The following is a 14,222-nucleotide window of genomic DNA, read 5'->3' as shown; positions in this document are numbered from 1 at the left end:
GTTTGTATGAAATTTGAATCCCAAGAGGCAAAAGCAAAGAGACTTAGGCTGGCTGGACGTCGCTCACTTAGGGCGAGAGTTCGAAAGGACATCTTGCGTGGAAAGCTGCAACGACTTCCGGCGGCCTTTCGTGGTGTCATAAGTTTTGATTGCCCAAAGGTTCTTTCGATTGACCGGAACTTTGACGAGACCATCGAGTTCTTCCTCCAATTGAAGCAGCTATCGAAGCACATCATGAAGAGGCGGGAGTACCGGAAAACCACTCCGGTCCATTACTCGATTGGTTTGGACGGACTGGAAGAAATTTCGGTCCGCTGCGCCATAATATTTGCCGCTGAGATTGACCGGTTGCGGCGCATTGCTGGTGATGAACTCTTTTACCAAGGCAAGGTTGAGGACGATAGCGAGCCGATCTCATTACTGCGACAACTAGGGGTTTTCCGCCTAATCGGCGATCATCGCGGTTCACATTCGATCATCGAAGCCAACTGCGCGGTTCACGGCCATCGCACCGCAATTCCATTGATGTCTGGCTTGAACTGCGATGAGGAGAAATTTCTAGGCTTCGAGCGTTCTGTGCGAAAGATATTCTCAGAGTTTCAAACGACGGATTTTGTCCACAGCAGTATGGCTGAAGCGATGCTCAACGCGACAAATCACGCATACATCAGCAACTACTCGCTCGAATATCCAAGTTGTGGAAAGCGCTGGTGGGCAGCGGCTATCATGGACGCGGACCGTTCAGAGCTTAAGGTGATCATCTATGATCAGGGGCATGGAATCGCCAAGACCTTGCCAACTTCTGGCCTTGTTGAGAGCATAGAAGTCACCATAGGTAACATTCTGGGAAAATTGACAAAAATGGTCGATACACCTGAGGAGATAATGGTCAAGGCCGCGCTCGAGTCAGCCAGGACTCGAACCGGCGATGAGAAGCGCGGCAAAGGCTTCAAAGACATCCAGGCTCCGGTAAGCGAAGTAGCTGGCTCAAAACTTCGGATCACGAGCGGTCAAGCACAAGTGACACTAGCGGACGGATATGATACTGTTTCTTTACCTCTTAAGCACCATATAGGGGGTACACTGATCGAATGGGTCTTCCCGATCCAGAGCTTTCAGGACAACTTGGCGGAGGCGGCATGATGATTGTTAACATCGCAGAGGATTTTTCTCGTGTACCTGCAGGACGATATCATCCGAAAGATGGCAACCGGACGGGTGAGCGTTTTCGTGATGAAATCTTAAAGAAGTTTCTCGGTAGCAACGAAGACAAGATCACTATCAATCTCGATGGTGCGGTCGGCTACCCTTCGTCGTTTCTAGAAGAAGCTTTTGGTGGTCTTGTAAGAGACGGCTTCTCTTACGAAGTATTGAAGCAGCGACTCGCCATTACGACGACTGAGCCTCGAAAGAAACGCTACATCGATCAGATTTGGCAGTATATTCAAGAAGCTAAAGACAAAGCTGTTGCTTGAGACGATAGGTCAAGGCCTTGGTATTTTCGTTATCGCCTTCCTGGGCGGGCTTGCGGGTGCGGTAGCCAAACACGTTTTCTCATTTCTGAGCAAGCGCGTTGATCACAAGGCATCTTCGAGGGATACTCTTGAGAACCTAATCGTAGAGACACTTGACGAAATTCGTGAATTAGCAGTTGGCTATTGGTCCGTCGACGAATGTGAGGAGCAGAAGGCCGCAGGAGCTCGCCTTGTAGCATTATGCGATACCGTCCCAGAATTGTATTTGGAACTGTTTGATAATGATCTTCAGACAACGCGTGACCTCGACATAAGGCTGAATCGGCTTTCAAACGTAATTACCGGAGGCACCTTTCAGCAGTCAGACCGAAAAAAGGATCACGCTGTTATTTCCGAAATGGAAAAGCACCTTATGTCGCTGTTAGTGGAAGTTCGGCTCAAAAAGGCCCGGTTGCCGTATCCTTGGTACTGAGTAATCGGTCAAATCGTATCGGCTCGCGCTGCAGCGTTTACCGCATCCCCAAAGATTAATTGCTTGGCATCCTCACGCACTTCGAGAGTCGCCCCGTCAATCGCACCAACGGTGAGGCCTGCGTTCACCCGGCGCGCCGGTTTCCCCGCACTCAGCCACTTTCCCGCTTTGTCGACCGCAAAACGCCCTTTGCGCGCTCCAGTGCCCTTGCCTTCAGCCGCGTCCATGATGACCACAGCGACCTCTTCCATCCGGAACAGCCCGCCCTGGCTGGCCGGGGGCATCTTGCGCTTTTGCAGAGACTGGCGCGTCACCTCCAACCGCTTGGCAACGTCGGCCAAGCTGACGAGGTCAGGCCGCACTTCCCGCAGAACCGAGCCCTCGGGCAATTGTTTTTGGATTGCCCGCGCCGCGTTGAGGATCGCATCCTCCTCGCGATCACTCACCGCTTCCAGCGCAACGCCAAGCATGCCAGGCACACCAGTGCCGACGATGGCATCCTCGAAGCCAGCCTCGAAGACCGCGTCCATCAGATCGAACGCTTCATGCTCACCCTCTGGAAGGGCGAAAATCAGTTCGAACTCGATTTCTGCCATACTATTCATCCTCTTGCTGGCCTTCGTTCGTGTCGTTGAGCCTCGTGCAACCTAGCGCCCGACTTCTCAATTGCCGCGCAAAGCGACCCGGATTTTGAGGCGTCGACCAGACACCCATCTGACAAAACTCACCGCACCGGCAGTCAGGATCATTGTTCGGGCACCGGATCAGGCCCCAGGCATGACCGCGCCCCGGACGTAGAGTGACAGTCCAACCCAAGGCTTCCAGTTCGCGCAAGACCGCCTCAATCTCCTTGGACTTGTGCGACTTTCTGGACATTAAATAGGTCTCTTTCTTTAAGTTGTCAATTGACAACTTAAAGTCACTTCGAGTCTTCCCTGCTCTATGCCGCTCGCGGCATCTCTCGAGCCAGGACTTCAGCTTGCTTCACGACCTTTTTCACCGCCTCTGACTGCAAGTCTGGGGGGAAACCGTGCTTACGCAGAATGCGCTTGATAACAACACGCATCTTGGTGCGCACATTTTGCTTACGCCACCAGTCGACCGACGAGGTACTCTGCACCGCGTTCACAAGCTCCTGCGCTATCACGCGCAGCTCTTCGTTACCCATCAGCTGCACCGCACTGTCATTCTGTGCGAGAGCATCATAGAAGGCGACCTCTTCGGCGGACAGCCCATCTTCAGGCTGCGACTGAAGTTCCTTGGCCATCTCAATCATTTCTTGGATCACTTGAATCGCATCGATACTTCGGTTGTGGTATCGTGCCATCGCATCCTGAAGACGTTTGGAAAACGCTTCGTTCTGGGCCTTGTTGGTTCGAGTCCGCGAACTGATCTCACCGTTCAGCAACTTCTTCAGAGCCTCAACCGCAAGATTCTTATGGGGGCTATTTTGTAGTCCCATCAGGAAGTCCTCACTCAGCACGCTGAGGTCCGGAGTGTCCACGCCCGCAGCTTCGAGTATGTCGATCACTTCGGTCGAAGCGACGGCCCGATTGAGCAACTGAGCGATTGCCAGTTCTGCCTCCTCGGTCGTCCTGGCCTTGCTCGACGAAGCATCCATTTTTCGTATTGCTGCTTGAACTGCGATGAAAAAACCAACTTCGTCTTTGACCTCCCGTGCTTCCGACGTTCCAGAAGCAATCCTGAATGCTTTAACCAAGCCCGCAACGGCGGTCATGAAACGCTTCTTTGAAGCTTGGCGATCCTTGGGCTCTTGACCATCAATTTTGAGTGTCAACGCATGCTCAATAGCCATGGGAAGCGCTCGAATTCTGTCCGCGGCGCTTCCCTTGACTGCCTCCATGTAGGGAATGCCATGGAACATCGATCTCATGACGTCCAACTGGGTCAGCAACGCGTGGGCGGCCTCGCCTTGGTCTACGCCTGTCTGCTTCTGGTCCGCATTCGAATAGTGCTTCAGAGCCTTCTTGAGGTCTCCCGCAAGACCAATGTAGTCCACAACAAGCCCAGAAGGTTTGGCCCCAAACACGCGATTGATGCGCGTGATAGCCTGCATAAGGCCGTGCCCCTTCATCGGCTTGTCGACGTACAAGGTGTGCATACAAGGCGCATCGAATCCCGTTAGCCACATGTCTCGCACAATCACCAGCTTCAGGCCGTCGGACGCATCGCGGTATCGGGTTCTCAGGGTTTCCAAACGAGCCTTAGACCTTATGTGCGGCTGGAAGTCAGCGGGGTCTTGCGCGGCTCCGGTCATGACAACCTTTACTGCGCCTGCGCCATCCTCGTCTGAATGCCAATCAGGTCTCGCCGCAGCGATCCGCTTGTACACTTCAACGCAGATACGGCGTGACATGCAGACAATCATTGCTTTGCCGCCGTCCATAGCCTCCAGGCGTGCATCAAAATGATCCAAGATATCTGAAACAACTGCGTCGAGACGCTTCTCGGAGCCAACCAGCTTTTCGATTTGCGTCCACTTGGTCGTCATGGAGCCTTTGGCGTCCTCATCGAAAACGGCTCCATCCGCTTCGGCGTCTTCGATGATCTCGTCGAATTCTGCGTCGAGCAGATCGTCGGCTTCCTCGCTCATCTCGATCTTCGCAACTCTGCCTTCGTAGTAGATGGGCACGGTTGCCCCATCGGCGACAGCTTGGGCGATATCATAGACATCGATGTAGTCACCAAAGACCGCCTGCGTGTCCGCACCAACAAGCGAAATAGGTGTGCCAGTGAAGCCGACATGAACAGCATTGGGCAAGGCGGTCCGCAAATGATGCGCAAAGCCATACTTGGTCTCACCAGTCTCCCGGTTCAGTTTTGCATCAAAACCATACTGCGAACGGTGCGCCTCATCCGCAAAGACAATGACATTCGAGCGGTCGGTCAGTAGTCCGAAATCTGTGTGCCCTTTCTCCGGTCGAAACTTTTGTATCGTGGCAAAGATCACGCCCCCTACCTTGCGATCTCCTAGCTTTTTCCGAAGATCTGGAACGTCCTCTGCCTGAACGGGCATTTCACCGAACAAGGCGGAGCATCGCGAAAACGTTGCAAACAGCTGATTGTCCAGATCGTTGCGGTCCGTGATGATAACCAAAGTCGGGTTTTCCAGCCTGGGGTCTCGCATCAAGCGGCCACCGAGAAAGGCCATCAGCAAGGACTTGCCGGAACCCTGCGTGTGCCACATCACGCCGCCACGTCCATCGTTCCCACGGGCGCGGGCGACTGCGGCAACGCCTTTCCGCACAGCATGAAACTGATGATAACCCGCGATCTTCTTGACGGGGCCTTTGCCCTCATCCTCAAAGACGGTGCAGAACCGCAGCATGTCCAGAATGACGACCGGATCGAGAAGACCTCGTATGAGTGTCTGCAAAGCCAGGGCTGAGCCATCCTCGACCAGCGTGTCACCATCGACCGTGCGCCAACGCATAAAGCGATCATAATTTGCAGAGAGCGAGCCGAACCGCGCAGTGACCCCTTCCGAGATGACGTTGAATGCGTTCGTCCGGAACAGGTCTGGAACCTGCGTCTTGTAGGTTTCGATCTGGTTGTAGGCCCCTTTGAGGCTTCCGCTCTCTGTTCCTTTCAATTCGACCACGACGAGAGGAAGGCCGTTGAGGAACAGAATGACGTCGGGACGCCGCGCTGTCTGACCGACCACCTCAAATTGATTGACCGCCAACCAATCGTTCTCGCGGTTTTCCCAATCGACCAGGTGCGCAATATCTGAACGCTCAGTCCCGCCTTCGAACCACGATACGGGGACACCGGCCACAAGAACCTCATGGATACGCCGGTTTTCCGACATCAGGTCACCGGCAAATTCGGTGTCGCGCACCTTGTTGAGTGCGGCCCGGATCGCGTCATCCGGCAGGTCCGGGTTCAGCCGTCGCAGGCTTTCATCAAGCCGTCCAAGGAGCAGCACTTCGCGGAAACTCTCCCGCGCGGGCGTGTCGTTCTCAGGGGACAGTTCAGGACCATGCTGATAGGCAAAACCCAAGCTCTGCAACTCTTCCAGCGCCCATTGTTCGAGATCGTCTTCGGAAGCAAAGGCCATCAGACAACCTCCAAATCTGGAAGATCGTTCGGGATTTGTAATTGGGAGGTCCGTTGACTGAGTGCTGCTTCCAGCTTGCTGATGTGTTCCGACAACCACCTCGATATCTCGGGCCACATATCCCTGTTGTCACCATCAAACTCAGCTTCAAAAACAATCAAGCTCTGCTTGTTTCCGTCCATGCGCCTCCAAATCAACTCCGAGCCAAATTCAGCTTCGATTTGTTCTTTCTGAGCAAATAACCGGTCAAACAACCACTTGTTTTCTGCTTTGTTGGGGCGATCTAAACTCAACTGAACGCGCGCTTCTTTGCGCAAGAAAATCAACTGGAATGAACATGAACGCACACCAAACCCTGCGCTGAGCCAGTGCCCACGACCAGGGCTGATGTTGGCAAACAAGCTAACACCATCACGGGACATCTGCTCTAGGGTCGCTTCCCAGAAATCCAAGCGTACCTTGTCTCGTTTTCTTTGCGTGTCCTGAACCGCCTTTTCCTCGTTCTCCTTGCTCGACATCCCGATCATGAAATCCGCCGCTTCCGGCGTCGGGATGATCTGCTGGATGTCCACCATCAACTCTTCACCAAAAGAAAACGGCGTCACCTTGAAGCACTGCGCACGGATGCCCCGGCTCAGCAGCCAAAGCACCGTTGCCGTCACTTCGCGCCGAAAGTTGGCGGCGATAAAGATCATCCGCTGATCATTGCCGGGGTTGAGGACGGTTTCCTCCAATTCCTCAACTTCCATGAACTCGCAAATCCGAACCGCCGCGTTGCCGCCGCCTTCGTAGCGGTCGAGGTATTGCTGGTAGATATCCACGATCTGCGTCTTGGTCAGCCCCGAGACATAGGCCGTGTATTTCAGCGCCTGCCACGTCACGTCCCTCCCGCTGTCATCGAGCTTGTTCTCGATCACAACCAGATTGCCGTCCTTGTCGAGCGCCAACAGGTCCAGCCGTTCGCGCGTCTCGTCAAAGCCGTCGAACTCCTTCTGGATGATCAACAGCTCTTCGCCGAGCGCGTCGGGCTGGTTGGCCAGCCATTCCTGCAAGTGGTCCCGCTCCCGCAGGTTCAGATCGGCAAAGCGTTTCTGGACAAGGCGGGACAATCGGTTTTGGGTCAAATCAACGCGGAACATCAATCACCTCTGAAATCGGAAAAATCTAAGATCGCGACACCAGCTAGGTCGCGCTGAAGAATATACTGCGACATGAAATCACGCTCGCGGATACGCTCGAAAACCTCGCGTCTGTCCTGCGGCATTGAACGCTCCGCTTCGCCAAGGTCGATACCCAAGGCCGATTTGGCATCACACTTGCCAGAACTTGTGACCAGGCGATGCCACGGCTTCATATGCTTCTTTAGCTTGCTCAGAACATTGGACTTTTCTGCCGCAACCTTCTTGGCGCAGGCGACAGAGCACCCCCAATAGCTTCGCCCGCGATAGGGATACTCGCCGCCGCCATGCAACAGCTTGGAGTTGGAACCGTGGTCGTGGTTGAAGAAGACATAGAGCGGGATGCAAGTCCCAGCATTGGCAATCAATTTGGCGGATTGTCCTGACGCCGGATCAAGACCGCCATAGTCCGAACCTTTGCTGGAATGGTAGAGCCGCTTGGCCTGAACGCGCAAACCCAGATCGCACCAAGGCGTACGGACGATCCATTCCCAATCCGCCCCGTTGATGCCTTCCTCAGTCTTGTTGAACATGGTCACGGTTAGTCCGTGCTTGGCGTGATCGCGCGCCATGCGCAGCAAGAGCATTTCGGTCAGCGTTTCTTCCTGAAGGGCCAAACCCTGTTTGAAAGCATGACCTTGCTCGTTCCAAACCCAAGCAGCTCGCCCACGGAGATAGTCACGGAGAGTGATCGATGCAGCCATCACCAAACCTCGAACCGATCCATGGATCGCTTGCTCGCCGCCTCTGTCACAACCTCCCGCACGACTGCGCAGATGTCGTCGTCGCTGCGGGCGGGCATGTGGGCTTGGTCTTCGCAGACGCCGCAGCTGATCAGGACGGCTTCGGAATGGGGGAGTACGGAGACTGTGCCAGCGATCATTCCGTCGAGGATTTCTTCCGCAGCCCAAGACAGCATGCCGGTGTCGCTGTCGTACTTCTCTTGATACCAGCACCATTCGTCCCAGACGGTTTTGATGCCTTGGGCCTCGCCCTCGAATATCCCTGATGCGTCGAGCCGTTGCAGGCGGATGATGACGCGTTTGGCTAGCGCCTCAATGCGCTCTGCGGCGAAGCGTTGGATGGGATGGAAATAGTCCACCTCCGGGTCCGCCTCGGCCATCAGGAACGGAGCGTAGACGTCATAAGGTTTCGGTGCGCTCATAAAACCGCCTCCACTTCGACTTGAGCAGCTTTGACCCGCAGGCTGCCGGACATGAGGCGGGGCAGCAGGGTGTCGCGGAGGGTGGCGAGGGTTTGGTTTTCGGCGATAATTGCATCTCGCTTGCCGAACCAAGGTCTCACCAGTTCGCTCATTGCGCTTACGACTTCCTCCGGCGGCACGATGGCGAGCGGGAGTTCGAAAGCATCAGCGGGCAGCATATTGACCGTTGTCCCGTTGGAATACGAACGGATCACAGTCCCAAGAGGTGCGACCGAAAGTGCCAGATACAACCATTCTCGCGACAAAGGAGAGCCGTCTCGCGGCTCGACCTTATAGAGATGGTGGCTGAACAAACCGGATGATCCAGAGGACTCTGGCACCAGCGCGCTGTGCCCGATCAAGAGATGGTCGAAACCTTGTTCTGTGTTGGCAACGATCAGGTCCCCGGGGCGGACCAAATGGCGGTCTTTGAAGTCGCCTGAATAGTGTTTGATCCCCTCGTATTTGTAGCCGCCGCCTTCGAGAACCGAATTCAGATTGTGCAAGGGAACACCGCCTTCTGGGCCACAAAGACCCGCGCCTTTGTAGCTGAGGCCTTTGGTGGCAAGGACGTGCTTTCCAATCGGCTCCAGGGCCCACCCCTCCGGCAAGCCGTTTTCGCCGAAGCCGTCGGGGAAGAGGGCGGCGGTGGTGGGGGGCATGTGGGCGGGGGGACGGTTTTGGGATTTGGCGTGGACGGGGTCGAACGTGACGAACCACGAGCGATAGAGCGCCCGCGCCATCTCTTCCAGACAGGCCGCCGCCTTCCGGTTCGCCTCGATCTTATCAAACAGTGGCCTGATCGCGCCTACTATGTCGCGCTGTACATGGACTGGAGGATGTCGAATCCAAAGCCGTCTCTGTTCTGTAATAGGCACCTGATTGCGCGTCGTGTGCGACATCACAGAACTTATGTTTGTTTGAAATTCGGACGACGAAAAATAGTACGCTAAAAACTCCGGTAGTAGAATTTTATCGTTCACTCGAAAATGCGTCAAAGAAGTGCCGATGACGGCCTCTCCGTCGAACGCGGGCATTATCGCGACCCTACCAACGGTAGCATTGTGCGAAAGCAAAACGTCGTTTTCTTGCACAAAGCCAAACCGAAAAGAACTTGCTTTTTCGACAGATAGCCTAGGCGCACCGCTTACATCGACGCGCCAATCATCGAGTGATTTGGCGGTTAGAAATGGTAGGCCGTCTTGCACAAACTCACTACTTCTTGGGTAATTGGCACCATGATTTCCATCCTTGTGAACCTGAATAGCGCCAGATGCGATCAAGTCACCGATGGTAGCCTTTTGCCACTCGCTCACACCAAGCCCCCCAAACGCGCCTCGATCTCGGCCTCCAGCCGTCGACCTTCCTCGAAATGCCCCTGCAACTCGGCCCGCAGCCGCGCGAATTTCTCCTCAAACGGCTCGTCGTCCTCCTCCACCGCGCCTGCGCCCACATAGCGGCCCGGGGTCAGCACGTAATTGTGCTTGGCGATTTCCGCGACCTTGACGGAAGCGCAGAACCCCGGCTCGTCGGCGTAGGGCTCATCTGTCTCCTCCCCGCGCCAGGCGTGGTAGGTGGCGGCGATCTTGGCGATCTCGTCCTCTAACAGTTCCTTTTGCTTGCGCGATCCTTCGATCAACGCGCCCATCTTGCGCGCATCGATGAACAACACCTCGCCCCGCCGGTCGCGCAGCGTGCCGCCTGCCGCCGTGCCGTTGGATTTGTCCTTGGCCAAGAACCACAGGCAGGCGGGGATCTGCGTGCCAAAGAACAACTGCCCCGGCAGCGCCACCATGCAATCCACCGCGTCTTGTTCGACCATAGCTTTGCGAATGTCGCCCTCGCCCGATTGCATGGATGACATCGACCCGTTGGCCATGACCACCCCGCCAATGCCATTGGCGGAAAGGTGGTGGTGGATATGGGACATCCAGGCAAAGTTCGCATTGCCGGTCGGCGGCGCGCCAAAGCGCCAGCGCTGATCCTCGCGCAGCGCCTCGCCGTTCCAGTCGGAAATGTTGAAGGGCGGGTTCGCGAGGATGAAGTCGAACCGCTCATCCGGGAAGGCGTTGCGGGTCAGCGTGCCCTCCTGGTTCCAGCGCAGATCGCCAAAGATACCCCGGATGGCAAGGTTCATACGGGCAAGGCGAAAGGTGGTGTGGTTACGTTCCTGCCCATAGACCGCGATGTCATCGACCCGGCCCTGATGGGCGGCGATGAATTTCTCGGACTGGACGAAGAAGCCGCCGGTGCCGCAGCACGGATCATAGACGCGGCCATGGGTCGGCTCCATCATCTCGACCATGATCGAGACGATAGATTTGGGGGTGTAGAATTCGCCGCCGCGCTTGCCCTCGGACGAGGCGAATTCCCCGATGAAGTATTCATAGATGCGCCCGATCAGGTCGAAGTCGGATTTGGTGCCGTGCAGTTCAAGGTTGGTAAACATCTCGATCAGGCCGGTGACGATGGCCCGGTCGAGGTTGGCGCGGCCAAAGACCTTGGGCAGAGCGTCCTGCAGCGAGGGGTTCGATTTCTCGATCTCGCGCATGGCGTCGTCCACCTGCACGCCGATGTCGTTTGCCTTTGCATTGGCGGCGAGCCGGTCCCAGCGGGCCTCTTCAGGCACCCAGAAGATGTTTTCGGCCTCGTATTCTTCGGGGTCTTCGAGGTCGATGTATTCATCCATGGCGAATTCGGCCCACTTGGCTTCGAACGCGGCAGACACATAGCGGAGGAAGAGAAGGCCCAGGGCAACGTGTTTGTATTCGCCCGCGTCCATCGCCCCGCGCATCTTATCAGCGGCGGCGAAGAGGGTCTTTTCAATGCGTTCTGCCATTCGAAATTCTTTCTACTCGGTATGAAATTGGGTCGTCAGTTGGATATCAGGCGGTCAAGCCTTCGGCTGGTAAAATGCAGCGTTAGGACGGAGCCGGTTAGGATTGGCACTAGAAGGCCGGAGAGAGCCATGGCGAGGATGCCTGCACCGGATATCCACGTAAAGTCATAGGGTTGACCCGCGAAGGTCAGCCTTAGAAAACCGATTAGATAGAGCGCACTAGCCGCTAGCAAGACTAGATGGAGCGGCTCCAGTGGTGCAACGATATTGCGGCGCACGCGCTCCAAAGAGGCCCGGCGCAGTTTCTTCCATTGGTCGCTTGGTTTTTGCATTTGCTTACTCCCTTACGAGTTCGATCCAAGTGTGAACGTCATCATCCGTTACTTCCCGCCCCTCGACATGCGACTGGTACCAACGCGCGACAATTGCGCCGCGCTTTTCACTCTTTATTTTGATGTCTTCTTCATTCAGGTGCTGATCGAGCGAAGTCTCGATCCGCTTCAGCGCCTCGAAGTCATGCGCCGCGCGGACAGCCCTGGTTCCAAGCAATATCCACGCGGCGTCGACTTCGAACCGATCCGCCATCGCCACGAGGGCCTCGACAGGCAACCCGCGCTGGCCTTTTTCGTAGCTGTGATAGGCCCGATGAGAGACGCCAATCGCCTCCGCCATGGCTGTTTGCGTCAGGCCGACTTCATTGCGCGCGATAGCTAGGCGCGCGCCCATAGAAGCGAAAACTGACCTATTGTCCTGCGGCATACGAGGTTCCCATTGACGCAACCGTCATAACGAGCGAAACTGCACAAAATGACGTTATTCCTATCCTATTGCCATCTGAGCATGTCAAAAGGTGCGGAACAAGCGATTCCATTCATATCCAGCAGTGGAGGCTGAAATTGACCCAGGAACGTCTTCTCTCTCCCAAACAACTCAGCGAGATCGTCGGGCTCAGTCCTGCGCAAATTCGCGCACTCATGAACACCGGGAAACTGGAGTTCGTGGAGATTTCATCGAAGACCAAGATGCTGACGATGAGCGGCTGGGAACGGTTTCAGAAGAACGCGACAAGGGTCAAAGGGGCCGAGGGTTCGGCGGCGAGTTGACGGGGGTGTCAGGCCATGGCGACGACCAATCTCAATATCAGCGTGATCGACAAGCGCATGCTGAAGCAGTCCGAGGCTGCGAGCTATGCCGGGTTGCCGGTTAAGCATTTCAAGGCCGCTTGTCCGGTGCGCCCCGTTGAGTTGATGCAAGGTGCACTTCGTTGGGATCGCCGTGATCTCGATCTCTGGATTGATGATGTGAAGTCAGGTTCCTTGACAGACACCCGCGAAACCATTCTGGACCGCCTTTGATGACACAGGTGCGGGTCAAAGGATTCAAGATTTTCAAGGACCGGCACGGCAAACAACGATGCTATCACCGCGAGACCGGCCACAAGGTTGACCTTACCCACGCGCCCATTGGTTCCGCTGAATTCTTCGCTGAATGCGAGACGATCCGTGCCATCGCCGAGGCACAGCGGGCGAAGGCACCGAAAGCCGGAACGCTTGGTGGGTTGATCCAGTCCTACTTTGAAACCGAGCACTATCAAAACTTGGCCGAAGCCACGCGACGTGATTACCGAAAGTGCGCGGACTTCCTTGAAGCGATCCGTGACACGCCAATCCATGTGATCGATACGCCGTTGATTGCTGGCATTCACGACAAGGCCGCGAAGAAGATCGGTTGGCGGCGGGCAAACATGGTGCGCACGCTTCTGAGCGAGGTCTTTCGCTACAACATTCCGAAGGGTCTGATCTCGGCGAACTTTGCGAAAGACGTGATCCCGAAGCGCCGACCACGCGACCGCGCCTATGCTAACCGGCCCTGGACCATCGAAGAGCGCGATACGGTCCTCGGCAAGGCCAAGCCTCATGTGCGCGTGGCCCTTGCCTTGATGATGAACACCGGCCTCGATCCATCCGACGCTCTTCGATTGCGAAAGGATCAGGTTGATGACGGCACGATCTGGGGCGTGCGCGGCAAGACGGGCGAAGAGGTCGCGATTCCGGTTAGTCCGACGTTGCAGGCTGCTCTTGGCCGTATGCCGGATCACGATGCCGAAACCGTTCTTTCCAATTCGCGTGGCGAAGCATGGACCTACAACGGCTTTTCAACTGTCTGGCACCGCTTCAAATCCGCCCTTGAGAATGAAGGCCTTATCGAAAAAGGCCTGACCCTCAAGGGCTTGCGGCACACGGTTGCCACGACTTTACGCGAAGCAGGCCTAGACGAACGCCGCATCGCGGACCTTCTAGGGCAGAAAACACCGTCCATGGCCCGGCACTATTCGCGCTCTGCGAACCTTGCCGACAAGAACCGCGAGACCATGGCGACATTGGAAGAAGAGAACCGAAGGCGGGCCGCAAGCGTCAAACCTTTGCAGAAAAGCGTCAAACCTGACCGAAACGAGGATCAGTCATGAGCAGAAAAAACAATTATATCAGCTTGTTAAATGGTGCCCGGGGGCGGAATCGAACCACCGACACGAGGATTTTCAATCCACTGCTCTACCCCTGAGCTACCCGGGCACGGGAGAAGGCGACGCCTTCGGGTGAGCCGCGTTCTAGACGCAGGCCTATCCGGTGTCCAGAGGGATTTTCCCAAAACCTGCGTGGTTTGATCCGCATCATGGCGCCGGAGCCGACTCGCGCCAATGATAAGCCAGCAACAACAGAATGGAGGAGCGAAATGTCACATACACCACACGATCTGGTGGCCGAATTTCCCGACAAGGCGGAATTGATTTCGCAACTGAAGCAATCCGACGCGCATTTCGCCCGTTTGGCCGATGAATACCACGACCTCAACCGAGCCGTTCATCGCGCGGAAACAAATGTGGAACCCATGGAGCAACTAGCCGAGACCGATCTTCGCAAACGGCGCGCCGCGCTGAAAGACGCCATCTGGCAGGCTCTGTCCAAGTAAACC

General features: G+C 55.9%; 16 protein-coding genes and 1 tRNA gene. 7 read left to right on the top strand and 10 right to left on the bottom strand.

The window, feature by feature from the left end; translation table 11 throughout:
- Nucleotides 1–6: 6 nt before the first annotated feature.
- From ACP15S_RS17225 to ACP15S_RS17215, 3 genes are read left to right on the top strand one after another with little or no spacing between them, the layout of a single operon-like run.
- Nucleotides 7–1,143, top strand: coding sequence for a hypothetical protein (locus ACP15S_RS17225; RefSeq protein WP_425040862.1), 1,137 nt, complete (start codon nucleotides 7–9; stop codon nucleotides 1,141–1,143).
- Nucleotides 1,140–1,475 (top strand): STAS-like domain-containing protein, encoded by a 336-nt coding sequence (locus ACP15S_RS17220; RefSeq protein WP_425040861.1) that lies wholly within the window; start codon nucleotides 1,140–1,142, stop codon nucleotides 1,473–1,475. Before ACP15S_RS17225 ends, ACP15S_RS17220 begins: the two co-directional genes overlap by 4 nt.
- Nucleotides 1,468–1,947: a hypothetical protein gene (locus ACP15S_RS17215; protein ID WP_425040860.1), complete on the top strand. Its 480-nt coding sequence runs from the start codon at nucleotides 1,468–1,470 to the stop codon at nucleotides 1,945–1,947. Before ACP15S_RS17220 ends, ACP15S_RS17215 begins: the two co-directional genes overlap by 8 nt.
- 8 nt (nucleotides 1,948–1,955) lie before the next feature.
- On the opposite strand, the gene ACP15S_RS17210 is transcribed toward ACP15S_RS17215, so the two are convergent.
- From ACP15S_RS17210 to ACP15S_RS17170, 9 genes are all read right to left on the bottom strand, one after another.
- Nucleotides 1,956–2,543, bottom strand: a complete 588-nt coding sequence (locus ACP15S_RS17210) for a hypothetical protein (protein WP_425040859.1) — start codon at nucleotides 2,541–2,543, stop codon at nucleotides 1,956–1,958.
- Between the two features lie 344 nt (nucleotides 2,544–2,887).
- Nucleotides 2,888–6,028 carry a type I restriction endonuclease subunit R gene (locus tag ACP15S_RS17205; protein ID WP_425040858.1) on the bottom strand — a complete coding sequence of 1,047 codons (3,141 nt, stop codon included), beginning with the start codon at nucleotides 6,026–6,028 and terminating at the stop codon, nucleotides 2,888–2,890.
- Complete coding sequence (locus ACP15S_RS17200) at nucleotides 6,028–7,167, bottom strand: DUF4268 domain-containing protein (RefSeq protein ID WP_425040857.1); 1,140 nt, start codon at nucleotides 7,165–7,167, stop codon at nucleotides 6,028–6,030. The genes ACP15S_RS17205 and ACP15S_RS17200 overlap by 1 nt, the downstream gene beginning before the upstream one ends.
- Nucleotides 7,167–7,823: a DUF6615 family protein gene (locus ACP15S_RS17195; protein WP_425040856.1), complete on the bottom strand. Its 657-nt coding sequence runs from the start codon at nucleotides 7,821–7,823 to the stop codon at nucleotides 7,167–7,169. Before ACP15S_RS17195 ends, ACP15S_RS17200 begins: the two co-directional genes overlap by 1 nt.
- Before the next feature lie 86 nt (nucleotides 7,824–7,909).
- The gene (locus tag ACP15S_RS17190) at nucleotides 7,910–8,371 is read right to left on the bottom strand and encodes a hypothetical protein (RefSeq protein ID WP_425040855.1); all 462 of its coding nucleotides are present in this window, start codon (nucleotides 8,369–8,371) and stop codon (nucleotides 7,910–7,912) included.
- A complete protein-coding gene (locus ACP15S_RS17185; RefSeq protein WP_425040854.1) occupies nucleotides 8,368–9,726 on the bottom strand; it encodes a restriction endonuclease subunit S in 1,359 nt (452 codons plus the stop codon). The genes ACP15S_RS17190 and ACP15S_RS17185 overlap by 4 nt, the downstream gene beginning before the upstream one ends.
- On the bottom strand, nucleotides 9,723–11,249 hold the full coding sequence (locus tag ACP15S_RS17180) for an N-6 DNA methylase (RefSeq protein ID WP_425040853.1): 1,527 nt from the start codon (nucleotides 11,247–11,249) through the stop codon (nucleotides 9,723–9,725). Before ACP15S_RS17180 ends, ACP15S_RS17185 begins: the two co-directional genes overlap by 4 nt.
- Nucleotides 11,250–11,284: 35 nt before the next feature.
- Nucleotides 11,285–11,581 carry a hypothetical protein gene (locus tag ACP15S_RS17175; RefSeq protein ID WP_425040852.1) on the bottom strand — a complete coding sequence of 99 codons (297 nt, stop codon included), beginning with the start codon at nucleotides 11,579–11,581 and terminating at the stop codon, nucleotides 11,285–11,287.
- A gap of 4 nt (nucleotides 11,582–11,585) precedes the next feature.
- Nucleotides 11,586–12,008, bottom strand: a complete 423-nt coding sequence (locus ACP15S_RS17170) for a helix-turn-helix domain-containing protein (RefSeq protein ID WP_425040851.1) — start codon at nucleotides 12,006–12,008, stop codon at nucleotides 11,586–11,588.
- Between the two features lie 137 nt (nucleotides 12,009–12,145).
- Between ACP15S_RS17170 and ACP15S_RS17165 the strand changes: the two genes are divergently transcribed.
- Genes ACP15S_RS17165 through ACP15S_RS17155 form a run of 3 tightly spaced genes read left to right on the top strand, consistent with a single transcriptional unit; the run spans nucleotide 12,146 to nucleotide 13,716 of the window.
- Nucleotides 12,146–12,352, top strand: a complete 207-nt coding sequence (locus tag ACP15S_RS17165) for a hypothetical protein (RefSeq protein ID WP_425040850.1) — start codon at nucleotides 12,146–12,148, stop codon at nucleotides 12,350–12,352.
- Nucleotides 12,353–12,367: 15 nt separating this feature from the next.
- A complete protein-coding gene (locus ACP15S_RS17160; RefSeq protein WP_425040849.1) occupies nucleotides 12,368–12,604 on the top strand; it encodes a hypothetical protein in 237 nt (78 codons plus the stop codon).
- Nucleotides 12,604–13,716, top strand: coding sequence for a tyrosine-type recombinase/integrase (locus ACP15S_RS17155; RefSeq protein WP_425040848.1), 1,113 nt, complete (start codon nucleotides 12,604–12,606; stop codon nucleotides 13,714–13,716). The genes ACP15S_RS17160 and ACP15S_RS17155 overlap by 1 nt, the downstream gene beginning before the upstream one ends.
- Before the next feature lie 31 nt (nucleotides 13,717–13,747).
- Here ACP15S_RS17155 and ACP15S_RS17150 read toward each other — a convergent pair.
- Nucleotides 13,748–13,822 (bottom strand) — tRNA-Phe (locus ACP15S_RS17150).
- Nucleotides 13,823–13,982: 160 nt separating this feature from the next.
- On the opposite strand from ACP15S_RS17150, the gene ACP15S_RS17145 reads away from it, so the two are divergent.
- Entirely contained in the window at nucleotides 13,983–14,219 is a 237-nt protein-coding gene (locus ACP15S_RS17145) for a YdcH family protein (protein WP_425040847.1), read from the top strand.
- Nucleotides 14,220–14,222: the final 3 nt, after the last annotated feature.

This window comes from Primorskyibacter sp. S187A, from assembly GCF_049800955.1.
Classification (GTDB): domain Bacteria; phylum Pseudomonadota; class Alphaproteobacteria; order Rhodobacterales; family Rhodobacteraceae; genus JAKVBH01.
This window is presented reverse-complemented; position numbering and strand designations above follow the sequence as displayed.

Excerpts from the sequence above, each read along its gene's own strand:
- ACP15S_RS17145 (WP_425040847.1), top strand. The coding sequence starts at position 13,983 with ATGTCACATACACCACACGATCTGGTGGCCGAATTTCCCGACAAGGCG.
- ACP15S_RS17175 (WP_425040852.1), bottom strand. The coding sequence starts at position 11,581 with ATGCAAAAACCAAGCGACCAATGGAAGAAACTGCGCCGGGCCTCTTTG.
- ACP15S_RS17225 (WP_425040862.1), top strand. The coding sequence starts at position 7 with ATGAAATTTGAATCCCAAGAGGCAAAAGCAAAGAGACTTAGGCTGGCT.
- ACP15S_RS17210 (WP_425040859.1), bottom strand. The coding sequence starts at position 2,543 with ATGGCAGAAATCGAGTTCGAACTGATTTTCGCCCTTCCAGAGGGTGAG.
- ACP15S_RS17180 (WP_425040853.1), bottom strand. The coding sequence starts at position 11,249 with ATGGCAGAACGCATTGAAAAGACCCTCTTCGCCGCCGCTGATAAGATG.
- ACP15S_RS17160 (WP_425040849.1), top strand. The coding sequence starts at position 12,368 with ATGGCGACGACCAATCTCAATATCAGCGTGATCGACAAGCGCATGCTG.
- ACP15S_RS17155 (WP_425040848.1), top strand. The coding sequence starts at position 12,604 with ATGACACAGGTGCGGGTCAAAGGATTCAAGATTTTCAAGGACCGGCAC.
- ACP15S_RS17205 (WP_425040858.1), bottom strand. The coding sequence starts at position 6,028 with ATGGCCTTTGCTTCCGAAGACGATCTCGAACAATGGGCGCTGGAAGAG.
- ACP15S_RS17220 (WP_425040861.1), top strand. The coding sequence starts at position 1,140 with ATGATGATTGTTAACATCGCAGAGGATTTTTCTCGTGTACCTGCAGGA.
- ACP15S_RS17170 (WP_425040851.1), bottom strand. The coding sequence starts at position 12,008 with ATGCCGCAGGACAATAGGTCAGTTTTCGCTTCTATGGGCGCGCGCCTA.
- ACP15S_RS17200 (WP_425040857.1), bottom strand. The coding sequence starts at position 7,167 with ATGTTCCGCGTTGATTTGACCCAAAACCGATTGTCCCGCCTTGTCCAG.
- ACP15S_RS17190 (WP_425040855.1), bottom strand. The coding sequence starts at position 8,371 with ATGAGCGCACCGAAACCTTATGACGTCTACGCTCCGTTCCTGATGGCC.